19 protein-coding genes are annotated in these 21,880 nt (G+C 71.2%); 11 read left to right on the forward strand and 8 right to left on the reverse strand.

The window, feature by feature from the left end; all coding sequences use genetic code 11:
- Positions 1 to 38: 38 nt before the first annotated feature.
- The 6 genes from ccsB to hemL form a co-directional block, all read right to left on the reverse strand.
- Positions 39 to 1,178 carry a c-type cytochrome biogenesis protein CcsB gene (gene ccsB, locus F603_RS0129365; RefSeq protein ID WP_019549506.1) on the reverse strand — a complete coding sequence of 380 codons (1,140 nt, stop codon included), beginning with the start codon at positions 1,176 to 1,178 and terminating at the stop codon, positions 39 to 41.
- A complete protein-coding gene (gene resB, locus F603_RS0129370; RefSeq protein WP_019549507.1) occupies positions 1,175 to 3,049 on the reverse strand; it encodes a cytochrome c biogenesis protein ResB in 1,875 nt (624 codons plus the stop codon). The genes ccsB and resB overlap by 4 nt, the downstream gene beginning before the upstream one ends.
- Positions 3,050 to 3,052: 3 nt before the next feature.
- Positions 3,053 to 3,868, reverse strand: a complete 816-nt coding sequence (locus tag F603_RS0129375; protein ID WP_019549508.1) for a cytochrome c biogenesis CcdA family protein — start codon at positions 3,866 to 3,868, stop codon at positions 3,053 to 3,055.
- 7 nt (positions 3,869 to 3,875) lie between these two features.
- Complete coding sequence (locus tag F603_RS0129380; RefSeq protein WP_019549509.1) at positions 3,876 to 4,487, reverse strand: TlpA family protein disulfide reductase; 612 nt, start codon at positions 4,485 to 4,487, stop codon at positions 3,876 to 3,878.
- A 95-nt stretch (positions 4,488 to 4,582) separates the two neighbouring features.
- On the reverse strand, positions 4,583 to 5,311 hold the full coding sequence (locus tag F603_RS0129385; RefSeq protein WP_019549510.1) for a histidine phosphatase family protein: 729 nt from the start codon (positions 5,309 to 5,311) through the stop codon (positions 4,583 to 4,585).
- 60 nt (positions 5,312 to 5,371) lie between these two features.
- Entirely contained in the window at positions 5,372 to 6,691 is a 1,320-nt protein-coding gene (gene hemL, locus F603_RS0129390; protein WP_026328824.1) for a glutamate-1-semialdehyde 2,1-aminomutase, read from the reverse strand.
- 138 nt (positions 6,692 to 6,829) lie between these two features.
- Here hemL and F603_RS0129400 point away from each other — a divergent pair, with 138 nt between their 5' ends.
- The 6 genes from F603_RS0129400 (at position 6,830) to F603_RS0129425 (ending at position 11,762) form a co-directional block, all read left to right on the forward strand.
- Positions 6,830 to 7,375, forward strand: a complete 546-nt coding sequence (locus F603_RS0129400) for a hypothetical protein (protein ID WP_193386468.1) — start codon at positions 6,830 to 6,832, stop codon at positions 7,373 to 7,375.
- Positions 7,376 to 7,536: 161 nt separating this feature from the next.
- The gene (locus F603_RS0129405; RefSeq protein ID WP_019549513.1) at positions 7,537 to 7,992 is read left to right on the forward strand and encodes a tellurite resistance TerB family protein; all 456 of its coding nucleotides are present in this window, start codon (positions 7,537 to 7,539) and stop codon (positions 7,990 to 7,992) included.
- 88 nt (positions 7,993 to 8,080) lie between these two features.
- Positions 8,081 to 8,650, forward strand: coding sequence for a BlaI/MecI/CopY family transcriptional regulator (locus tag F603_RS33190; RefSeq protein WP_019549514.1), 570 nt, complete (start codon positions 8,081 to 8,083; stop codon positions 8,648 to 8,650).
- The gene (locus F603_RS0129415; RefSeq protein WP_019549515.1) at positions 8,647 to 9,645 is read left to right on the forward strand and encodes a M56 family metallopeptidase; all 999 of its coding nucleotides are present in this window, start codon (positions 8,647 to 8,649) and stop codon (positions 9,643 to 9,645) included. The genes F603_RS33190 and F603_RS0129415 overlap by 4 nt, the downstream gene beginning before the upstream one ends.
- Positions 9,646 to 9,987: 342 nt before the next feature.
- Entirely contained in the window at positions 9,988 to 10,401 is a 414-nt protein-coding gene (locus tag F603_RS0129420; protein WP_019549516.1) for a hypothetical protein, read from the forward strand.
- Positions 10,398 to 11,762: an LCP family protein gene (locus F603_RS0129425; RefSeq protein WP_019549517.1), complete on the forward strand. Its 1,365-nt coding sequence runs from the start codon at positions 10,398 to 10,400 to the stop codon at positions 11,760 to 11,762. The genes F603_RS0129420 and F603_RS0129425 overlap by 4 nt, the downstream gene beginning before the upstream one ends.
- Positions 11,763 to 11,778: 16 nt before the next feature.
- Here the strand turns inward: F603_RS0129425 and F603_RS0129430 are convergent, their stop codons facing one another.
- Positions 11,779 to 12,996, reverse strand: coding sequence for an RtcB family protein (locus tag F603_RS0129430; RefSeq protein WP_019549518.1), 1,218 nt, complete (start codon positions 12,994 to 12,996; stop codon positions 11,779 to 11,781).
- A 181-nt stretch (positions 12,997 to 13,177) separates the two neighbouring features.
- Between F603_RS0129430 and F603_RS0129435 the strand changes: the two genes are divergently transcribed.
- The 3 genes from F603_RS0129435 (at position 13,178) to F603_RS34855 (ending at position 16,986) form a co-directional block, all read left to right on the forward strand.
- Complete coding sequence (locus F603_RS0129435) at positions 13,178 to 14,116, forward strand: hypothetical protein (protein WP_019549519.1); 939 nt, start codon at positions 13,178 to 13,180, stop codon at positions 14,114 to 14,116.
- A gap of 167 nt (positions 14,117 to 14,283) precedes the next feature.
- Positions 14,284 to 14,979, forward strand: a complete 696-nt coding sequence (locus F603_RS0129440) for a hypothetical protein (protein WP_019549520.1) — start codon at positions 14,284 to 14,286, stop codon at positions 14,977 to 14,979.
- Between the two features lie 237 nt (positions 14,980 to 15,216).
- Entirely contained in the window at positions 15,217 to 16,986 is a 1,770-nt protein-coding gene (locus tag F603_RS34855; RefSeq protein WP_026328826.1) for a DUF2637 domain-containing protein, read from the forward strand.
- Positions 16,987 to 17,328: 342 nt separating this feature from the next.
- Here F603_RS34855 and lysS read toward each other — a convergent pair whose 3' ends face one another.
- Positions 17,329 to 19,071 carry a lysine--tRNA ligase gene (gene lysS, locus F603_RS0129450; RefSeq protein ID WP_019549522.1) on the reverse strand — a complete coding sequence of 581 codons (1,743 nt, stop codon included), beginning with the start codon at positions 19,069 to 19,071 and terminating at the stop codon, positions 17,329 to 17,331.
- A gap of 346 nt (positions 19,072 to 19,417) precedes the next feature.
- Here lysS and argS point away from each other — a divergent pair, with 346 nt between their 5' ends.
- A complete protein-coding gene (gene argS, locus F603_RS0129455) occupies positions 19,418 to 21,184 on the forward strand; it encodes an arginine--tRNA ligase (RefSeq protein WP_019549523.1) in 1,767 nt (588 codons plus the stop codon).
- 48 nt (positions 21,185 to 21,232) lie between these two features.
- A complete protein-coding gene (locus F603_RS0129460; RefSeq protein WP_019549524.1) occupies positions 21,233 to 21,877 on the forward strand; it encodes a nucleoside/nucleotide kinase family protein in 645 nt (214 codons plus the stop codon).
- Positions 21,878 to 21,880: the final 3 nt, after the last annotated feature.

Below are 21,880 nucleotides of genomic sequence, written 5' to 3' on the forward strand. Positions count from 1 at the left end.
CCCGCGGGGTCCGTGTGGCGGACCCCGGCGCGGGCGGCTCAGATTCCGGCGTACGAGTGCTTGCCGTTGAAGAACACGTTGACGCCGTAGTAGTTGAAGAGGAAGCACGCGAAGGCGAACAGCGCGAGGTAGGCCGCCTTGCGCCCCTTCCAGCCGGCCGTGGCGCGTGCATGCAGGTACATCGCGTAGGCGACCCAGGTGATGAACGACCAGACCTCCTTGGGGTCCCACCCCCAGTACCGGCCCCAGGCGTCGCCCGCCCAGATCGCTCCGGCGACGATCGTGAACGTCCAGAACGGGAAGACCGCCGCGTTGATCCGGTAGGCGAACTTGTCGAGCGAGCCGGAGGAGGGCAGCCGCTCCAGGACCGAGGTCGCGAACCCGCCGGGCTTGCCGCCCGACATCAACTTCGTCTCGTAGCGGTCGCGGAAGAGGTAGAGCACGGTCGCCACGGCGCCGAGGTAGAAGAGCGCGCCGCAGATGATCGCCAGCGAGACGTGGATGTAGAGCCAGTACGAGTGGAGCGCGGGGACGAGCTGGTCGCTCTCGGTGTAGAGGACGGTCACGGCGAGACCGAGGTCGAGGAGGACCGTCGTCACCAGCGGCAGCCCGATCCAGCGCACGTTCTTCTTGGCGAGCAGGAAGGCGAGGTAGGCGCCGACCGCGACCATCGCGAACGTCGTCGAGAACTCGTACATGTTCGCCCACGGTGCGCGCTGCACCGAGAGCGCACGCGTGAGGACGCCGGCGAAGTGGAGCAGGAAGGCGAGGACGGTGAGCGATACGGCGATCCGCCCGTACATGTCGCCCTGCACGTCGCCGCCCGCGGCGCCGGGGCCGTCGGGGACGTCGCCGCGCCTGCCCGCGCGGGTGACCACCTTCGGCGGCTCCAGCACCGTGGTGCTGGAGCCCGACTTGACCTTGACGGAGGGCGCCCCCGCGTCCGCCGACTCCTCGCCCTCGCCCGCCTCTCCCGCGCGCGCGTTCGCCGCGCGGGCCTTCGCTCCCGTGGCGCCCTTGCCGAGCGCGGCGGCCGTGCGGGCCACCTTGCTCCGGCTGCCGAAGGTCCACTCGGCGATGTGCCCGACGAAGGCGAGCACATAGACGGCCATGGCGGAGTAGATCAGGTAGTTGCTGATCTCCGCGAGGCTCTCGTTGGTTGCAGCCGCGATGTTCACTCGCGCTCTCCCTCTGTCTGTTGTCCGCTCGCCTCCGGGCGCGCGCGCCCGTCCCGAGGTTCGCCCGGTGCGGAGTCGCCCCCGTCGCCGGCCTGTTCCGCACGGGCGCCCGGCACGTCGTCAGGGCGCGCCTCCCCGTGCGGCTCGTCCTGCTGCGGTTCCGCTGCCGCGTCCCGCCCCGGCTCCGCCGTGCGGTCGGCCGCCTCCTGCCCGTCGGCTCGGGGACGCGGGGCCTCGGCGTAGAGCGAAGCGGCGAGCCCGGCGAGCTCCTCCGGCAGCCGAGTCGACTCGCTGCGCCCGAGCCCCGCCATCTCGACGACGGTGCGTCCGTCGCGCCCCTTCTTCGCCCGCACCCATACGCGCCTGCGCTGGATGAAGAGCGAGCCGGCGAGGCCGCCGATGGCGAGCAGGGAGCCCGCGAGCGCCCAGCCGTTGCCGACCTGGTGGGAGACGGTGAAGTTCGCCCACTGCTCGATGCCCTCGAACTCCAGCGAGCCCGCGCCGTCCGGAAGCTTCATCGTGTCGCCGGGCTGGAGCCGCTCGGCGAGTGCGTCGCCGTCGTCGTTCTTGAACTGCTTGAGGTTGCTGGTGTCGAGGCGGTAGACGTTCTGCGCGGGGCCGCCGTCGACGCCGAGGTTGCCGTGGTAGGCGGTGAGGAACATCTGCGGGTTCTTCAGCGTCGGCGACTGCGAGAACATCGTCCCGGAGTTCGGCGCGAAGTCCGGCACGAAGAAGCCCTGGAAACCGAGTTGGTCCTTGCGGCCCTCGGCGTCCCGGTAGTCGGGCACCTTCACCACCCCGCTGGAGGTGAGGTTGTTGTCCTGCTGGAGGAAGGGGACGGGGCCCGCGTACGCGACGTCGCCCTGCCCGTCCCTGACGGTGACCTTCGGCGCGTAGCCGTGCGCCTGGAGGTACACCTTCGACTCGCCCACCCGCAGCGGCTCGTTGACCTTGACCGTGGCGTCCTTCGGCTTCCCTTCGGCGCCCTCCCAGTAGGAGATGTCGGCCTGGTAGTCGCGGGCCGAGCCCTTCTGCGGCCCCGTCATCTCGTACTCGGCGCGGAAGTCCTTGAGTGTGAAGCCGAAGGTGTCGAGGTCCTGCGCGGTGAAGAGGGAGCCGGAGGAGAAGTCGTCGTACTGCGTGAGGGTGTTGGAGAAGCCCTCGCCCATGACGACGAGCTTGCCGCCCTCCGACTTGAAGAGCTGCCCGGCGCCGAAGGCGAGGAGCAGCACGATGAGGGAGATGTGGAAGAGCAGGTTCCCCGCCTCGCGCAGGTACCCCTTCTCGGAGGCGACGGAGTCCGTGCCCTCCGCCGTGTGCACCCGGAACCGCTTCTTGCCCAGCAGCGTGCGGGCCGTCGCGAGGACGTGGTCGGCTTCCGCCTCGGTCTGCCACGTGGTGTAGACGGGCATCCGGTCGAGCTTCCGGGGCGCCCGCGGCGGCCTGCCACGGAGCTGGCCCACGAACTGCCAGGTGCGGGGCACGATGCAGCCGGCGAGCGAGATGAAGAGCAGGATGTAGATCGCCGAGAACCACACCGAGGTGTAGACGTCGAAGAGTTGGAGCTTCTCGTAGAGCGGCGCCAGCGTCGTGTGGTCGTCCTTGAACCGGTCGACCGCGATCGCGTCGACGTCCGTCTGCGGGATGACCGAGCCGGGGATCGCCGCGAGCGACAGCAGGAAGAGCAGTATCAGCGCGAACCGCATCGACGTCAGATGCCGCCAGACCCAGCGCAGCCAGCCGATCGGTCCGAGCGAGGGAACGTTGAGCCGCTCCTCGCTCGGCGCCGTCGAGAGCTGCGAGGTGGCGGCCTCCTGGTCGGCGGCCTCGTCCTGCCCTGAACGCTGGTCGGTGCTGCCGGTGGTGCTCATCGTTCAGATCCCCACGGTGAAGTCGGAGGACCAGATCTGCATCTCGTAGACGATCTGGTCCCAGATACCGGTGACGAGGAGGACGCCGACCGCGACGAGCATGCCGCCGCCGATCCGCATCACCCAGGTGTAGTGCCGCTTGACCCAGTCGAAGGCGCCGAGCGCCCGGCGGAAGCCGATCGCCGCGAGGACGAACGGCACTCCGAGCCCGAGGCAGTAGGCGACGGTCAGCAGCGCCCCGCGCGCGGCGCTCGCCTCGGTGAGTGCGAGCGTCTGCACGGCGGCGAGGGTCGGCCCGATGCAGGGCGTCCAGCCGATCCCGAAGAGCGCCCCGAGCATCGGCGCCCCGGCGAGGCCGACGGCGGGGCGCTTGTGGATGCGGAACTCCCGCGAGGTGAACCGCGAGAGGAGCCCGGTGCCCGCGCTCATGAAGCTCAGGCCGAGCACGATGGTGAGCACCCCGAGCACCTGCGTGATGCCGGTCTTGTGCTCCTGGAGCGCCCAGCCGACGCCGCCGAAGAGCGCCCCCGTGGAGACGAAGACGGCCGTGAACCCGAGGACGAAGAGCCCGGAGCCGGCGAGCATCCGCCCCCTGCGCGCGTGCGCGAGGTCGGTGCCGCTGACGCCTGTGACGTAGGAGAGGTAGCCGGGTACGAGCGGCAGCACGCACGGCGAGAAGAAGGAGACGAGCCCGCCGAGGAGCGCGATCGGCACGGCGAGGAGCAGCGCACCACCGAGGACCGTCTCGTTCATGCCGGTGGCTGCGGCGTGCACGTCCGAGGTGAGGAGGGACTGCGCGGCGAGTGCGTCGGCACTCATACGGGGCTCACTTTCCGCCGTCTTCCTCGACGACGGGCTTCAGCGCGTCCTGGAGCTCCTTCTCGCTGAGCTCCTTCAGCGCACGCGCGGCGATCCTGCCCTCCCGGTCGAGGACGAGCGTGGAGGGGATCGCCTGCGGCGAGAGGCTGTTCTTGGGGAACTTGAGGATCAGCTTGCTGTCGGGGTCGTAGTAACTCGGGTACTCGACACCGAAGTTGCGCTCGAACGCCTTCGCCTGCGCCTTGTCCGGGTCCCTGGTGTTGATGCCGAGGAACTGGACGTCCTTCGGGTCGCTCTCCTTGGCGACCTTCGCGAGGTTCGGCGCCTCGGCCCGGCACGGCGAGCACCAGGAGCCCCAGACGTTGAGGACGACGACCTTGCCGCGGTGGTCGCTGAGTTTGAGGCGCTCGCCGTCGAGTGACTTGCCCTCGATGTCGGGAGCCGCCTGCCGCTTCCCCTGGGGAACGGTGCTGATCTCCCCCGTCCCCTGCACGAACTTGGTGTCGCCCGACGCCGATCCGGCGTCCCCGCCACTGCACGCCGTGAGCGTCAGCACGCTCGCTGCGGCAACGGCGGCCACCATGGTGATACGCGTACGGACGGCACGGCTCTGGCTCATGTGAAAAGTTTCGCATGAGCCTGCGGGGGATCTTTGGCACCCCCCTTGTCCGATACGTACGGCCTGCTCAGCCCCGTACGAAGGGACCGGCCTGCTCAGGCCCCCACGCCTCCGGAACCGCCCACCGGCCGTGCGCCTGGGCGCAGATGGGCGGGGACGAGGTCGCCCGCCGGCTCCCGGTAGCCGACCGAGACGATCCGGTCGCCGAGGAAGGTGAAGCTGGTGAGCGAGGCGAGCGAGCACTGGCGGCGGCGCGGGTCGTGCCAGAGGCGTCGCCCCTCGACGTAGCTGCGGAGCGTCCAGATCGGGAGCTGGTGGCTGACGCAGACCGCCTCGTGTCCCCTGGCCGCGTCCTTCGCCGCGTCGAGCGCCGCACGCATGCGCACCACCTGCTCGACATAGGGCTCCCCCCAGGAGGGGCGGAACGGGTTGCGCAGGTACTTCCAGTTGTCGGGCTTGCGCAGGGCGCCGTCCCCGACGCCGAAGGTCTTCCCCTGGAAGACGTTCTCGGCCTCGATGAGCCGGCGGTCGCTCGCGATCTCCAGGCCGTGCGTCTTCGCGAGCGGCGTCGCCGTCTCCTGCGCCCGCTCCAGCGGGGAGGCCGCGACGTGCGTGACGTCGCGCTCGGCGAGGTGCTCGGCGACGCGCTCGGCCATCTCGCGGCCGAGCGGCGAGAGGTGGTAGTCGGGCAGCCTGCCGTAGAGGATGCCCTCCGGGTTGTCGACCTCGCCGTGGCGCATCACGTGGACGACGGTGACCGTCTTGTCCAACTCCTCGGCGCCTTCGGAGTCCTGCGCACTTCTGGCGCCTTCGCCGTAGCTCACCTTCGCCGCTCCGCTCTCTCTCGCTCCCGCACGCCGGTGCATGCCGGCGTGCGCTCGGTCCTACTCGGGCTGGGCCTGCGCGGCGGCGGTCGCCGCCGCCGGCAGCGCCTCGGCGATCCGCTCCAGCGCGCGGTCGTCGTGCACCGCCGAGACGAACCAGCACTCGAAGCCGGAGGGCGGGAGGTACACGCCCCGTTCCAGCATCGCGTGGAAGAACGCCGTGAAACGGTACGTCTCCTGCTGCTTCGCCGCCTCGTAGTCCGGTACGCCGCGCTCGCCGAAGTCGCCGAAGAAGACCGAGAACATGTTGCCCGCGGTCTGCACGGTGTGTGCGACGCCCTCCTTGTCGAGCGCCTCGGCGACGAGTCCGCGCAGCCGCTCCGACGCGGAGTCGACGGCGGCGTACGCCGCGTCGTCGAGGAGTCGGAGTTGGGCTGTGCCCGCGGCCGTCGCCACCGGGTTTCCCGCGAGCGTGCCCGCCTGGTAGACGGGGCCGACCGGCGCCAGGTGCTCCATCACCTCGCGCCGCCCACCGAAGGCGGCCGCGGGGAAGCCTCCGCCCATCACCTTGCCGAAGGTCATCAAGTCCGGTACGACGCCGTCGATTCCGAACCAGCCCTGCCGGCTGACGCGGAAGCCCGTCATCACCTCGTCCGAGACGAGGAGCGCGCCCTCAGCGCTGCACAGCTCCTTCAGGCCGCGGTTGAACCCGTCGCGGGGCGGCACGATGCCCATGTTCCCCGGCGACGCCTCCGTGATCACGCATGCGATCTCGCCCGGGTGCGCGGCGAACGCCTCACGCACGGCGTCGAGATCGTTGTACGGCAGCACCAGGGTGTCGCCGGTCTGCGCCCCCGTGACGCCCGGGGTGTCCGGGAGTCCGAAGGTCGCGACGCCCGAGCCGGCCGAGGCGAGGAGCCCGTCGACGTGGCCGTGGTAACAGCCGGCGAACTTCACCACCTTCGGGCGCCCCGTGAACGCGCGGGCGAGGCGGATCGCCGACATCGTCGCCTCGGTCCCCGAGGAGACGAGCCGCACCTCCTCCACCGGGTCGATCCGCTCGACGATCGCCTCGGCGAGCTCGACCTCGCCGACACCGGGCGTCCCGAAGGACGTTCCCCTGGCGACGGCGGCGTGCACCGCGTCGGTCACCTGCGGGTGCGCGTGCCCGAGGATCATCGGCCCCCACGAGCAGACGAGGTCGACGTACTCGCGCCCGTCGGCGTCGGTCAGGTAGGGACCGGAGCCGGACACCATGAACCGGGGCGTACCGCCCACCGCGTGGAAGGCGCGCACCGGGGAGTTCACACCTCCGGGTGTCACGGCGGCGGCTCGGTCGAAGAGCGACTGCGATACTGGGGCCTCGTACGAGTAAGTCACGGAAGCCATGGTGTCAGAGCCGCCACCGGGGCCGCGCCGCGCGTTCCTGCACACGCGTTTCGTAGTCGGCTGGGCGGGGAGGTCTCTGTCACGATGATCGGGTTGCGCGGCCGTGGCCGTGAGTGGTCGGGTGGTGACATGCATCGCGGAGGCGAAGTCGGAGAGGGGACCGGCGACCTCGGACCAGAGCGCGCGGGCGGACGCCATCGTCGCGATGCAGCAGAACCGGGGAGCAGGGGTGGCAGCCCAGTGGGGGTGACCTACAAGTACTTCGGCGCTCCTGACGGCGCCACAGCCGCCAGGGTGCCCCTTTCGATGCGCCCCGAGGAGCTCGGCGGGGACGAGCTCGGCCAGGGCATGTTCACCAAGATCAAGCCCGAGACCATGGCGGCGATGGTCCTCACCGGCATCGAGGGCCTCCCCCTCTACCGCGTCCCCCCGCTCGAACTCGTCGTGCTGCACCCGGATTACGCCGTCGTCAAGCTGCCGATGACGGTCGTCGACCCGCTCCTCGGGATCGGCGAGGAGTCGGTCGGCGCCGCGGCTTTCATCTGGTCGACCGTCCCGGACCGCGCCGGCCCGCAGGATGCCTTCGCCATCTACGAACTGCTCCACCACTGGCAGGACTTCTCCGACCGTCTTCACGCGGCGGGCCATCAGCCGTACTGCCTCGTGTGGCCGTGAGCGGGCGCCCGGCGTGCTGAGCGGCGCCTCGTTTTCCGTCCCATCGAGGATACTTGGGACAGTTCGCCGCACCCGGCGATACTCTTCCTTTACTCTCTGCGTACCTGCCGTTGGTGATACGTCCGCCGCGGCAGCCCGTCACGTTCTGCCCAAGGAGAAGCATGGCGCTGTGGGATCGGCTCAAGGAGTCCGCATCGACGATGCAGTCCCAGCTCAACGCGAAGAAGAACGACCTGAAGAGCGGCGCCTTCAGAGACGCCAGCATGGCGATGTGCGCCCTCGTCGCCGCTGCTGACGGCAGCGTGGACGCGAGCGAACGCCAGCGCGTCGCCGGCCTCCTCGCCACCAACGAGGTGCTCCAGAACTTCCCCGCCGAAGACCTGCGACAGCGGTTCGAGGAGGGGTGCGAGAAGCTCTCCGCCGACTTCGACTTCGGCAAGGTCAGCCTGCTCCAGACGATCAGCAAGGTCGCCAAGAAGCCGACCGAGGCGCGCGCCGTCATCCAGATCGGCATCGTCATCGGCGGCGCCGACGGGGACTTCGACGACACCGAGCGCGCCGTCGTCCGCGAGGCGTGCTTCCAACTCAACCTGCCGCCCCAGGAGTTCGACCTCTGAGCGAGCGAGCCCGGCGGCCCTGAGCATGCCGCCGCCCGGCCCCGCCTCCCTTGCGGCGGCGGTGGCGCCCCGCCCGGTTCGGGGTGCGATGATGCCGGGCGGCGGCTTCGTCGCGGCGGCCGGTGTCTGCCGGGCCGTCGATGCGCCGGAAGGGCCGACAGGGAGGTGGGAGATGACCGAGAGACCGGACGAGTTCCCACGCGGCGGAAAGAAGCGCCGCCAGGGCGAGTTGGAGGCACAGGTCCTCTCGGCGCTGCGCTCCTCCCCCGAGCCCGCGACGGCCGCCTGGGTGCAGCAGTGGCTCGGCGGCGACCTCGCGCACACCACCGTCGTCACCATCCTCACGCGGCTCCACGCCAAGCAGACGGTCACCAGGCACCGCAGCGGACGCTCCTACGTCTGGAGCCCGGCGGCCGACGACGCGGGGCTCGCCGCGCTCCGGATGCGCCGGGTGCTCGACAGCGAGAGCGACCGCAGCGCTGTCCTCACCAGCTTCGTCTCCTCGCTCTCGCCCGAGGACGAGCGCCTCATGCGCGAACTGCTGCACGAGGCGTCGGCAGGACCCGAGGAGGTGGAGCGCAGCGAGGCGGCGGGCCGCCGGGGCGTCGAGGGGACCCAACGCGGCCCCGGTGCACGCGCGTTCGGGAGCGAGCCGTGACCGGCGCGATCTTCCTGCCCGTCGTCCTGCCGCTCACGGCCCTGCCGATCTCCCACCTCGCGGAGCAGTACCTCCACCCCCGGGCCGCCACGCGGCTCCTCACCTCGTTCGGCTGCGTCCTAGCCGTGTGCAGCACGCTCTGCCTCGGCCTCCTCATGGTCGTGGGCACCGCGCACCTGCCGGGGAACCCGCTCCCCGACGGCTGGGCCGACCCGCAGGTCCGCGCCGTCGTCCCCTATCCCGACCTGACGGGGACGACCGCCATCGTGGCGCTCGCCGCCGCCCTCACCGCGGCGCTCACCACGCTCCACCGGCACCGCCGCGTCCGGAACCGCGCGCACGCCGCACTCGCCGGGCTCGGTCCGGGACCGGGGCCGGCCGTCCTGCCGGACGACGAGCCGTACGCCTACGCGCTGCCTGGGCCGGGCGGCGGGCGCGTCGTCGTCTCCACCGGGATGCTCGCGCGGCTCGAAGGGAACGAGTCTCGGGCGCTCTTCGCGCACGAGCGCGCGCATCTCCGTGCACGGCACCACCGTTACCTGCTCGCCGTCCGGCTCGCCGCCTGCGCCAACCCGCTCCTGCTGCCGCTGCGCGAGGCGGTCGCCTACGCCGCCGAGCGCTGGGCCGACGAGGAGGCGGCCCAGGCCGTCGGCGACCGCCGGCTCACCGCGCGGGCGGTGGCGAGGGCGGCGCTCGTCTCCCGGGCGCGAACCGCCCCCGGCATACCGCACTTCGCCGCGCTCGTCCCGGCGCCCGACCCGACCGACGGCGCCCGCCCGCCGGGAGGGCTCCCCGCCTTCGCCGCCGGGCCCGTGCCCCGCAGGGTCGCCGCGCTGCTCGGGCCCGTGCCTTCGAGCAGGCAGTGGCCGCCGCTCGCCAGCAGGGGCGGGGTGGCGGCCTTTCTCGCGGCGGCCGGGACGACGGCTTCCGCGATGGCTTCGCTCAATGCGGCGATCGCTCTCTTCTTCGTGCTGAAGGCCGCCACGCCGCTCTGATGCCGGTTCTGAGCGATTTCCGTCGGTCGCACGCGAGTTGGGTCGCCTGCTCGGGCACCTGTGGGGTGTGTAGACGTCCGCCAGTGTGCCGGCCGTGGGCGGAGCGCGCTCCCCGGCGTACGTGGACGGCCGTGCTGCCTCTGCGAGTTCACCTCTGATCGATTCGCCGCCCCGGGGAATTGCCCCGAACTTCTACACCTCTGTAGAGTCAACGTCGTCTTGCAGCCGGTGCGCCGACGTGCACCGCCGCACGCAGTCCGCGCGCGGTGCCCAGCGTCGCCGCACCCGCGGTGTGCCGCGGTACGGCAGCGGGCGGCAAACGGCCGGCGGGAGGAGACCGGAGTGCACGGCAGGGCAGAGCGCAGGGCGGAGCCCGTCTCGCTGCTGCGCGCGAGCACGGGAGAGCACCGCGGCGTCGACCTCAGCAAGCAGTGCTCCGCGCGCCGTGCGGCCAGGGTTGTGCCGCCCGAGTCCGAGGTCCGCAGGGACTACCGCCCCGTCGAGATCCGCTATGCGGACGGGAGTTGGCGCACGGGGCGGATCACAGCTTGGTGGCGGCCCCGGGCCGCCGACGGGGAGCAGTGGCCCCGGGCCGCCGACGGGGAGCAGCGGCCACCGGTCGCCGAAGAAGGGGACCGACCCGTCGTCGACGGTGGCGAAGAGTGGTGCGAGTTGCGTGAGGCGGGTGTCCCCGGGACCCGCTGGATGCGGTACGACGCGGCGCGGATCGCCGTCCTCCCGATAGAGGGCACATGAGCGGCAAGCGGGCGCGCCGCAACCACAGGAGGGTCGACCGCAGCAGGCGCAATCGCGTCTTCGCCTGGAGCGGCGGCGTGCTCGCGGTGCTCATACTCCTCGCGGGGGCCGGCGGCGCCTGGGTGTACACCAGCCTCGACGGAAACATCCACTCCGCCGACCTCAGCGACCGGCTCGGCGGCGACCGCCCCGACAACCTCAGCCCCGGCTCGAAGAACATCCTCGTCATCGGCTCGGACAGCCGCGACGGCGCAAACAGCAAGTACGGCAAGGACCTTGAGACGATGCAGTCGGACACGCTCATGGTGGTCCATGTCTCCGCCGATCACGAGTGGGCGAGCGTCGTCTCCCTCCCGCGCGACAGCTACGTCCCCATACCCGCGTGCGACCGGGGCAACGGCTCGCAGTCGCAGCCGCACCGCTTCAAGATCAACGAGTCCTACGCCATAGGCGGTACGACGGGCGACGTCTCCAGCGCGGCAGCCTGCACGATCAAGACGGTCGAGAAGAACACCGGCCTGCGCATCGACCACTTCATGTCCGTGGATTTCCAGGGCTTCAAGGGGATGGTGAACGCGCTCGGCGGGATCGAGGTCTGCCCCAAGGAGCCGATAGACGACGAGAAGGCCCAACTGAAGCTGGACGCGGGCTGCCAGACGGTGAAGGACGAGGACGCCCTCGGCTACGTCCGCGTCCGCTACAGCGTCGGCAACGGCAGCGACACCGACCGGATCGGCCGCCAGCAGGAGTTCATGCGGGCGCTCGCCGAGAAGGCGCAGGCGAAGCTCACCAGCCCCAAGCAGCTCTACGACTTTCTCGACTCCGCCACCAAGTCCCTCACCACGGACAAGGAGTTGGCCGGCATCAAGCCGCTCTACGAACTCGCCTCCAAGATGAAGGACATACCCCAGGACCGGCTGCACTTCGTCACCGTCCCCAACTACCCGCGGGAAGCCGACGTTCCGAAGGACAAGGCGAACCTCGTCTGGCAGTACCCGCAGGCGCCGAAGCTCTTCTCCGACCTCGCCAAGGACCGCGAGACGGACGAGAAGAAGCTCAAGAAGCAGACGTCGTCCCTCATATACGCAAGCCGCGTGCCCGTGCAGGTGCTCAACGGAACGGGGAAGCCGGGCGCCGCGGCCGAGGCTGCCGGCCACCTGCGTGCCCTGGGCTTCCCCGTCACCACGGGCAACGCACCGTCGAACGTCGAGGAGACGGAGGTGAGTTACCCGCCGGGCATGGGCCGCAAGTCCCTGGTGCTGAGCTCCAGGCTCGCCGACGTCACGCCCCAGGAGGACTCCTCCGCCTCCCCCGGCCACGTCACCCTCGTCCTCGGACCTGACTACGAGCGCGTCGACTGACGCGGCGCCGGCGTCGTCATCCCTTGACGCACACCACCTGCTTCAACCGGGCCACGACCGCCACGAGATCGCGCTGCTGCTCCATCACCTTTTCGATCGGCTTGTACGCCTTGGGGATCTCGTCGACGACGCCGGTGTCCTTCCGGCACTCGACGCCCTCCGTCTGCCGGGCTAGGTCCGCGGCCGTGTACTGCCGCCGCGCCTCGCCCCGGCTCATCCGCCGACCCGCCCCGTGCGAGGCCGAGTTGAAGGACAGCGGGTTCCCCAGCCCCTGCACGATGTACGAGGAGGTGCCCATCGACCCCGGGATGATGCCGAGCTCGCCCGCGCCCGCGCGGATCGCCCCCTTCCGCGTCACCAGCAGTTCCGCGCCGTCGTACTGCTCCTCGGCGACGTAGTTGTGGTGGCAGGAGACGACCTCGTCGAAGACGGGCTTCGCCTTCCCGAACTCCCTGCGCACCGCGTCCTTGAGCAGCGCCATCATCACCGCGCGGTTGTAACCGGCGTACTCCTGCGCCCAGAAGAGGTCGTTCCGGTACGCCGCCATCTGCGGGGTGTCGGAGACGAACACGGCGAGGTCCCGATCGACGAGGCCGCGGTTGTGCGGGAGACGCTGGGCCTCGCCGATGTGGTGGTCGGCGAGCTCCTTGCCGATGTTCCTCGAACCGGAGTGCAGCATCAGCCACACGGAGCCCTCGGTGTCGAGGCAGACCTCGCAGAAGTGGTTACCGGAACCGAGCGTCCCCATCTGCTTGGCAGCGCGATCGGCACGGAAGTGCACCGCCTCCGCGACGTCTTCGAACCGCTGCCAGAAGTCTGCCCAACGCGCGGCGGGGAAGGCGTGGAGCCGCGCCGGATCGACCGGCTCCCGGTGCATCCCGCGCCCGACGGGGATCGCCTCCTCGATCCGGCTGCGCAGCCGGCCCAGGTCCTCGGGCAGGTCCTCCGCGGTGAGCGAGGTACGCACGGCCGACATGCCGCAGCCGATGTCGACGCCGACGGCCGCGGGGCAGACGGCACCGCGCATGGCGATCACCGAACCGACGGTGGCGCCCTTGCCGTAGTGGACGTCGGGCATCACGGCGAGCCCCTCGATCCACGGCAGAGTCGCCACGTTGGCCAACTGCCGCAGGGTGTTCTCCTCGACCCCTGGCGGCATCCCGCCCTCGTGGGCAGGCGGCTCCCCCCACATCCGGATCGGCACCCGGGCGCCCGGCATCTCGAAGTACGGCATCGCGCTCAACTCCCCGTCGGTTTCCCCCTATACCTACCGCAAGCCAATGAAAGGGAAAAAGTTCCCAGAGAAGGCATAACCGCCGGCGAACCGGACGGTCGTACGGAAGGTGAGGTAGACATTGTGTTCCGCGGCCCCCAGCGGGCAGCAACACGTTTTCGACCGAACCGGGAGGCCATCCGTGCAGCGGAGGGCAACGTCGTACGCCAGGCACGCGGCACGCACCGCACTCTCCGTCGCCCTCCTCGGCGCCCTCGGGACCGCGGCCTGCACCTCCTCCTCGTCCACTGCCGACGAGGAGGACGCAGCCCCCGGCCCCTCCGCCTCCACCTCGGCGCCTCCCGGCAAATACCGCACCCTGCCCGAACCCTGCGGCGCCGTACCGCTCGGAACGCTCAAGGACATGCTCCCCGGCGCCGACGACGAGGACGAGGAGCCCGAGGCGACGAGCTCGCCCTACGAGGGCGAGGCACGCGTCACCTATGACACCGACCGCCGCGTCGGCTGCCGCTGGAAGAGCGAGGACACCCTCGGATCGCACCGGCTCAGCGTCGACTTCGAGCGGGTCGTCTCCTACGACCCCGCCGTCAGCGACGACGAGCAGGCAGCCACCCTCTTCGAACGGCGCGCCAACGCCGCCGACATCCCCCCGCCCCCCGACGAGTCGGAGGACCCCGAGGAGACCGCCGACCCCGAGGACTCCGGCAGCCCGTCCTCCAAGTCCCCCGGCGGGGACGGTAAGGCGTCCGAGTCGGCGGGCGACTCCGCGCAGGACTCGGACCCGCCGGCCGGGGAGAAGGAGTCGGACGAGGAGGGCAACCCGTCCGAAGAGTCCCCCGAAGAGGCGACGGAGGACGCCGAGGAGGAGGACGGCGAGTCGCTCGCCCCTCGCCATCTCGACGACCTGGGCGACACCGCCTACGTCGACGACGCGCTCGAAACCGGCGACGCCAGCGTTCACCGTGACATCACTCTCGTCTTCCGCACTGCCAACGTGATCGCCACCGTCAAGTACACCCGCTGGTCGACGGAGGACACCCGCACGCCCGACAGCCGCGAACTGCAGGACCGAGCGGTGTCGTTGGCCGACCAGCTCACCGGCACGCTCAAGGAGGACTGAGCGTCCAGGCCCGGCCGCCCGGAGAGGAATCCCACACCCCTCCGGGCCGCCGAGGAAGGGTGACAGGGCCCCGCCGCCGCCTCGGCCGCGTACCGTACGGGCCGTGCCGTCAAGCCACCCCCCTCAGTACGAGTAGCCGAAGAAGTCTTCCTGGAAGCGAAGGAACCATGCACCGAAACGCACCGCGCCACGTCCGCACCCTTCTCTGTGCGGCCGCAGCTCTCCCCGTACTGCTGGTAACCGGATGCTCCTCGGACTCGGACGGCGACCAGGACTCCGCAGCACCCTCCGCCTCCGCGAGCGAGAGCGCCGAGGCGCCCGCGCCGGCGAAGATCAAGGAGCTCCCCGACTCCTGCAAGAGCATCAAGAAGAAGACGGTCGACTCGCTGGTGCCCGGCGCCGAGAACGCGGGCGGCAAGCGGGTCGGCTCGGGCGACGTCGGCGACTTCAATAGCTGCCTGTGGACCGGGCTGAAGAAGTACGACTACCGGCAACTCGTCGTCACGATGAAGCGGTTCGACTCCGACGAGTCGCTCGGCAGCGGTGCCAAGCGCGCCGGCGAGTACCTGACGAGCCAGGCCAAGAGCGTGGAGGACAACAAGGACCTCAAGGGCGCGAAGAAGGCCGCCGTCAAGGGGCTCGGCGACGAGGCCACCAGCTTCAGCTACAAGACCGAGAAGAAGGCCACGAAGAAGTCGAAGGAGGACTTCCAGGGCCAGCACCTCCTCGTCCGCAAGGACAACGCGGTGGTGAGCGTCGAGTACGAGGGCGCCGGCTTCGAGGGCGGCAAGATGCCCGGTGCCGACACCGTGAAGGAGAACTCGGAGAAGGCCGCCAAGGACGCGCTCGCCGGGCTGAAGTGACCGCGGTACACCCCTGAACGCGCCCGCGGCGCCCCGGCTTGCCCCGGGGCGCCGCGGGCGCTCCCACGGCACGCATGACGGATCGGTCACAACCCGGCCGACGGAACCTCCGCCTCCGCGCGCTTGGTCCGGAACGTACGGCGGCTCCCGCGTCCCCGTGCGGGCGGATCGCAGATACCGTCGGACGCGGTATGCCAGTCTGGGCTGGCCAGTTTCCGAGGGTGGGGGACAACTCCAGTGCAGGCCGTACAACTGACGCGAATACACCGGGTGCTCATCGCGGTGGTGGTCACGGGCGCCGTCGTGATCGCCGCCATCGGCTTCGCCGGGTCGTTCTCCGCCGTCCGCGATCTCGCCGAGAAGAAGGGGTTCGGGGACTTCGCTCCGTTCTTCCCGATCGGCATCGACGCGGGGATCGTCGTCCTCCTCGCGCTCGACCTCCTCCTCACGTGGATTCGCATCCCCTTCCCGCTGCTGCGGCAGTCCGCCTGGCTGCTCACCGCCGCCACGATCGCCTTCAACGGCGCCGCGGCGTGGCCCGATCCGCTCGGCGTCGGGATGCACGCGGTCATCCCGCTGCTCTTCGTCGTCACCGTCGAGGCGGCCAGGCACGCCATCGGGCGGATCGCCGATCTCACGGCCGACCGGCACATGGAGGGCGTCCGCGTCTCCCGCTGGCTGCTCGCCTTCCCCTCGACCTTCCGGCTCTGGCGCCGCATGAAGCTCTGGGAGCTGCGCAGTTACGACGAAGTGATCCGGATGGAGCAGGAACGCCTCATCTACGAGGCCCGGTTGCGCGCCCGCTACGGACGGGCCTGGCGCCGCAAGGCACCCGTCGAGTCCCTGATGCCGCTCAAGCTCGCCCGCTACGGCATCCCCCTCACCGAGACCGCGCCCGCCGGCCTCGCCGCCGCCGGGCTCGAACGCACGCCGCACCCCCAACTCACCGCCGCAGCAAGCCCCGACGCGCGCACCGCAGTCGCCGGCAGGGACGGCACCGACCACCGCCCCGTGAGCGGCGGGAACCGTGAGCCGGAGGCGGCACCCGACCGACCGCCGGCCGCCGAGTCCGCCGTCGCCACGGAACACGCCCGTCGGGACGGCGCCGCTGCCGGGGCCGTGGGAGCCTCGGCGCATCCTGCCTCCGGAGACGAGCAGCCGGCCTTCACTGCGGGTGCGTCGGCCCAATCCCCTGCGGAAGCAGACCAGTTCGCACCCGAGCCCTTCGCCCCCGCTGCCGGTGCGGGCGCCGTACCCGACGCGGCCCCCGGCGGGTACGCGCAGCCGGGCGGAAGGACTCCCGAGGTCCGATGGCCCGAGAGTCCGGACTCCTCGGGCGGTGCTCCTGCGCCCGCGCCGTCGGCCGATCCGTCCTCGCTCTCGCCTCTCCCCCACTCGGCGGGCTCCTCCTGGACGGACGCACCCGCACCGCCTCGGACGCCCGAGCCCCAGGCAGCCTCCTACGCCGCCGACTCGACGGCCGCACCTCAGGTCACCGTCCCCGTCGGTTCGGGCGGCCGCCGCCGCAACCTGACCTCTCCCCCGCACCTCAACGGAAGCCCGGCGCACCCCGGTTCGGCCGACCACACGGCTACGGAGCCACCCCCGCACGCCCGGCAGCCCGAGCTCTTCCCCGAGCCGCTGCCCGGGCCGAACGCGACCCAGGACGGCGGTGCCCTCCGCCCCGCGGACGGCCAAGCACCGGACCCCGCGCCGCAGCCGGTCGAGCCACCCGACGCGCAAGCCGACGCGGAGGCCGAAGTACCCCCGTCGGAAGAGCCGCTCGGCATCCCCGAGGGCGTCGCGCGGGACGACATCTACTACACGGCCTACCTCCAGTACGCCGCCAACAGCCACGGCCACCCCACCGCGCGCCAGCTCTCCCGCCTCCTCTACGACGAGTTCAACGTGACCGACCGCGACGGCAACATGCTCTCCGAGACCTATCTCCGCCCGTACACCCGGGACTTCAAGGAGCGGTACCGCCTGGAGATGGGCATGGGCTGACCGCGCCCCCTCCCACTCCCTTCCGTCCGTTGCCGGTCGGAGAGGGCACGCCGGAGAGGCCGCAGCACGACGGGCGCCGTGCACGTCCCGCAGCCGGGTGCCGACGAGGCAACCGGCCGGCCTCCCGCCCCCTCGGAAGCCGTGTCCCTGACTCCCTCGGGGTCGGGCTGCTGCCCCACGGGCACATCACCACCGCAGGCCCCAGCGCCCACCGCAGGCCCCGCGACAGCGCACCTCCTCCGCAGCCACGAACCCGGGCGCTTCGGCCCCCGGCCGCCACGCCCCCGCAGCACTCAGTCCGCGGGGGCACCGCCGGCAGCCACCGGCGGAGGCGGCCCCGGGTCAGCCGCCCAGCAGCTTCCGCACCCGCTCCGCGCCGACCGCCAAGAGCAGCGTGGGCAGCCGCGGCCCCGTCTCGCTGCCGACCAGCAGCCGGTAGAGCAGGGCGAAGAACGACCGCTGCGCGACCTTGAGTTCGGGGGTCGGCTTGGCGTCCGGCGACAGCCCGGCGCGCACCTTGGGCACCCCGTAGACGAGCTGGGTGAGCCCTTCGAGGGACCAGTGCTCGTCGAGCCCGTCGAGGAGCGTCGCGAGGGATGCGCGCTGCTCCTCGTCGAGTGACGCGAGGAGCTCGGCGTCGGGCTCCTCGCGGACTCTCGTGCGCTGCTCGGCCGGGACCTGGGTGGTGATCCACCGCGCAGCGCGGTCGAGCCGGGGCCTTACCTCGTCGAGCGAGCGGACCGGGTGTTCCGGATCGAGTTCGCTGAGGATGCGCATCGTCTGCTCCTCCTGGCCGCCGGTGATGTCCGTGACCGAGGCGAGGGTGCGGTACGGCAGCGGACGCGGGGTCGACGTCAGCGGGCCGAGCGCCGTCGAGGAGGCGCGGGTGTGCGAGGCGAGGTCGGCCGGCTGCGCCGAGCCGGAGTCGATCTTGCGCACGAGGGCGTCCCACTCGTCGTAGGTGCGCTGGATCTCCTGGTCGAAGGCGACCTTGAAGGACTGATTGGGCTTGCGCCTGGCGTAGAGCCAGCGGAGCAGCGGTGCCTCCATGATCTCCAACGCGTCGGCAGGCGTGGGCACTCCGCCCTTCGACGAGGACATCTTCGCCATACCGCTGATGCCGACGAAGGCGTACATCGGCCCGATCGGCTGCTCACCGCCGAAGATCTCCTGCACCAACTGCCCGCCGACGACGTACGAGGAGCCGGGCGACTGGTGGTCGACGCCCGAGGGCTCGAAGGTGACGCCCTCGTAGGCCCAGCGCATCGGCCAGTCGACCTTCCAGACGAGCTTCCCGCCGTCGAACTCGCTGAGGTGGACCGTCTCTCCGTGGCCGCATGCGCAGGTGTAGGTGAGAGCGGTGGTCTCGTCGTCGTACGCGGTGACGGTGGTCAGGTCGCGGGCGCAGACGGTGCAGTACGGCTTGTACGGGTAGTAGGCGCCGGCGCCCGAGCCGTCGTCCTCGGAAGCGGCGCCCGAGCCCTGCTCGGCCTCGGCCTCTGCTGCCGCGTCGGCCGCGTCCTTCACCTGCTTCTTCTGCTGCTGCTTCTTGCCGCCGGACTTGTCGAGCGTGCGGTACCGCTCCAGCACCGCGTCGATGCGCTCACGCTCGCGCATCGCGAAGAGGATCTGCTCGCGGTAGGCACCCGAGGTGTACTGCTCGGTCTGGCTGATGCCCCGGTACTCCACGCCGAGCTCCAACAGCGAGGCTTCCATCGCCGCCTTGAAGTGCGTGCCCCAGCTCTCGTACGGGCTGCCGACCGGAGCGGGGACGGAGGTGAGCGGCTTGCCGATGTGCTCCTCCCACGAGGAGTCGACGCCCTCGACGCCGGCGGGCACCTTGCGGAAGCGGTCGAAGTCGTCCCAGGAGATGAGGTGTTCGCACGGGACACCGCGCCGCTTGATCTCGTCCGCGACGAGGTGCGGGACCATCACCTCGCGGAGGTTGCCGAGGTGGATCGGTCCCGAGGGGCTCAGCCCGGAGGCGCAGACCACGGGTTTGCCCGGGGCCCGACGCTCCGCTTCGGCGATGACCTCATCGGCGATACGGGAGACCCAGTCGGCCTCGTGAGTGGTCTGAGCCACGTCAGGCACTTCCTTACTCTCTGGCCGGAACGGCCATTGCATCCACTACGTCCACGGGCGGCCGCAGGCGGCTCCTGCCGCAGCGGCCGTCCTCGACCGCCGCACCCGCACCCCGACCGGGGCACGGCTGCGGCCTGCCCGCCCATTGTTCCATCCGTTCCGAAGCGCCCCGAAGTTATCCACAGGCTCGACGGCGGCGCAGGCCACCGCCGTTCCCCCGGCACCGCTGCCGCCTGTGCCCCTCGGCCTCCCACCCGGAAAATGCGGGCGACACCGTCCCCCTCCACCGTGGAATACTGGCTGCGGACGACATCCACCACGCGATACGAAACGGTCTGCATCCCTTATGGCATCGGTCCCCTCACTCGCCAGCTCGCTCCGCCAGCGCGTCGCGGAAGCCTTCTCGGCCGCCCGGCCGGAGGCGTCCGGGGCCGACCCGCTGCTGCGCCGCAGCGACCGGGCCGACTTCCAGGCCAACGGGGCGCTGCCGCTCGCGAAGGAGCTGAAGTCGAACCCGCGCGAGCTCGGCGGCGAGATCCTCGCGCGGCTGGAGAAGGGCGACCTCGTCGCGGAGGCCGAGGTGTCGGGCCCCGGCTTCCTCAACCTCACCGTCAAGGACGCGGCCCTGGTGACCAACCTCGCCGCCCGCTCGGCCGACGAGCGCCTCGGCGTACCCGGCGCCGCGCACCCGGGCACCAGCGTCATCGACTACAGCCAGCCGAACGTCGCCAAGGAGATGCACGTCGGCCACCTGCGCAACACGGTCATCGGCGCGGCCCTCGACAACATCCTCACCTTCCGCGGCGAGACGGTGGTCCGCAGGCACCACATCGGGGACTGGGGCACCCAGTTCGGCATGCTCGTGCAGTACCTCATCGAGCACCCGGGCGCGCTCGACGCCGAGTCCGCGGCGGACGACGGCGGCGCCTCCATGTCCCGCCTCAACGCGGTCTACAAGGCGTCGCGCGCGCTCTTCGACTCGGACGAGGGGTTCAAGACCCGCGCCCGCGCCCGCGTGGTGGAACTCCAGGCGGGGGACCCGGAGACGGTCGCCCTGTGGCAGCGCTTCGTTGACGAGTCGATGCGCTACTTCCACTCCGTCTACGACCTCCTCGACGTCGACATCCACGACGAGGACGTCGTCGGCGAGAGTGCCTACAACGACGATCTCCACAACGTCTGCAAGGAGTTGGAGGAGTCCGGTGTCGCCGTCCGCTCCGACGGGGCGCTCTGCGTCTTCTTCGACGACGTCAAGGGCCCCGACGGCACCCCCTCGCCGCTGATCGTCCAGAAGTCCAACGGCGGCTTCGGCTACGCGGCCACCGACCTCGCCGCGATCCGCGACCGTATCCGCAGGCTCGGCGCCGACACCCTCCTCTACGTCGTCGACTCCCGCCAGGCGCTCCACTTCCGGATGGTCTTCGAGACGGCCGAGCGCGCCGGCTGGCTGCCGCAGGGTGCGGCGCACCACCTCTCCTTCGGCTCCGTCCTCGGCAAGGACGGCAAGCCGTTCAAGACGCGCGAGGGTGAGACGGTCCAGCTCAGCCGACTGCTCGGCGAGGCCGTCGAGCGGGCCCGCGAGGTGGTGGCCGAGAAGTCGCCGCAGCTCCCCACCGAGGAGCTCGACGAGCGCGCGGCCCAGGTGGGCATCGGCGCCGTCAAGTACGCGGACCTCTCCACCTCCCGCACCCGCGACTACGTCTTCGACCTCGACCGCATGGTCTCGCTCAACGGCGACACCGGCGTCTACCTCCAGTACGCCTACGCGCGCATCCAGTCGATCCTCCGCAAGGCGACCGAGGGCGCGACGGAGCACGCCCCCGTCGCCCACCCCGAGCTGATGCTCTCCCCGGCCGAACGCGCCCTCGCCCTCGCCCTCGACGAGCTGGGCGAGACGATCGAGGACGCGGCGGAGACGTACGAGCCGCACAAGCTCGCCGCCTACCTCTACCAACTCGCCACGCTCTACACGACGTTCTACGACCAGTGCCCCGTCCTCAAGGCAGGCGAGCCGGAGCTGGTGGAGAACCGCCTCTTCCTCTGCGGGCTCACCGCCCGCACCCTCCACCAGGGCATGGCACTCCTCGGCATCCGCACCCCCGAGCGCCTCTGAGCCACCGGGGCGCACCACCCGCGCCCCGGTGCATGGCACCATCCCCGCATGCCCACGTACGCCACGGCCCGCCTCGCCGCCCGCGCCCGCGCGCTCGCCGCCGACGCACCGCCCGGCGTCCGCCCCGTCCTCGGCCTCGCAGGACCGCCGGGCGCGGGCAAGTCCACGCTCGCGGAGGCCCTCGTCGAGGAACTCGGCCCCGCGGAGGCCGCGTTGGTCCCGATGGACGGCTTCCACCTCGCCGAGAGCGAGCTCCGCCGGCTCGGCAGGCTCGCGCGCAAGGGCGCGCCCGACACCTTCGACGCGCACGGCTACCTCGCACTCCTCTCGCGCCTCCGGACCCCGGCCCACGGCGAGACGGTCTACGCACCGACCTTCGCCCGCGCGCTGGAGGAGCCGGTGGCGGGGAGCATCCCGGTGCGGCCCGAGGTACCGCTCGTCGTCACCGAGGGGAACTACCTGCTGCTCGACCGCCCACCGTGGGACGCGGTCCGGCCGCTCCTCGCCGAGTGCTGGTGGATCGACCTGCCGGACCCCGAGCGTCTGCGGCGCCTCGTCGCGCGCCACCGCCGCTTCGGCAGGTCGGCCGTGGAGGCCGAGGAGTTCGTGCACGCCTCGGACGAGGCCAACGCCCGCCTCGTGGCAGCAGAAAGCGGCGCCGCGGACCTCGTGGTCGCAGCGCCGCCCCGCTGAAGT

The sequence above is a fragment of the Streptomyces sulphureus DSM 40104 genome, assembly GCF_000381025.1.
Lineage (GTDB): Bacteria > Actinomycetota > Actinomycetes > Streptomycetales > Streptomycetaceae > Streptomyces > Streptomyces sulphureus.

Bases quoted from the DNA above. Each gene is read 5' to 3' on its own strand.
- resB (WP_019549507.1), bottom strand. From the start codon at position 3,049: ATGAGCACCACCGGCAGCACCGACCAGCGTTCAGGGCAGGACGAGGCC.
- F603_RS33190 (WP_019549514.1), top strand. From the start codon at position 8,081: ATGATGCCGGGCGGCGGCTTCGTCGCGGCGGCCGGTGTCTGCCGGGCC.
- F603_RS0129440 (WP_019549520.1), top strand. From the start codon at position 14,284: ATGCACCGAAACGCACCGCGCCACGTCCGCACCCTTCTCTGTGCGGCC.
- F603_RS0129400 (WP_193386468.1), top strand. From the start codon at position 6,830: ATGCATCGCGGAGGCGAAGTCGGAGAGGGGACCGGCGACCTCGGACCA.
- F603_RS0129430 (WP_019549518.1), bottom strand. From the start codon at position 12,996: ATGCCGTACTTCGAGATGCCGGGCGCCCGGGTGCCGATCCGGATGTGG.
- F603_RS0129380 (WP_019549509.1), bottom strand. From the start codon at position 4,487: ATGAGCCAGAGCCGTGCCGTCCGTACGCGTATCACCATGGTGGCCGCC.
- F603_RS0129405 (WP_019549513.1), top strand. From the start codon at position 7,537: ATGGCGCTGTGGGATCGGCTCAAGGAGTCCGCATCGACGATGCAGTCC.
- argS (WP_019549523.1), top strand. From the start codon at position 19,418: ATGGCATCGGTCCCCTCACTCGCCAGCTCGCTCCGCCAGCGCGTCGCG.
- F603_RS0129425 (WP_019549517.1), top strand. From the start codon at position 10,398: ATGAGCGGCAAGCGGGCGCGCCGCAACCACAGGAGGGTCGACCGCAGC.
- F603_RS0129460 (WP_019549524.1), top strand. From the start codon at position 21,233: ATGCCCACGTACGCCACGGCCCGCCTCGCCGCCCGCGCCCGCGCGCTC.
- F603_RS0129375 (WP_019549508.1), bottom strand. From the start codon at position 3,868: ATGAGTGCCGACGCACTCGCCGCGCAGTCCCTCCTCACCTCGGACGTG.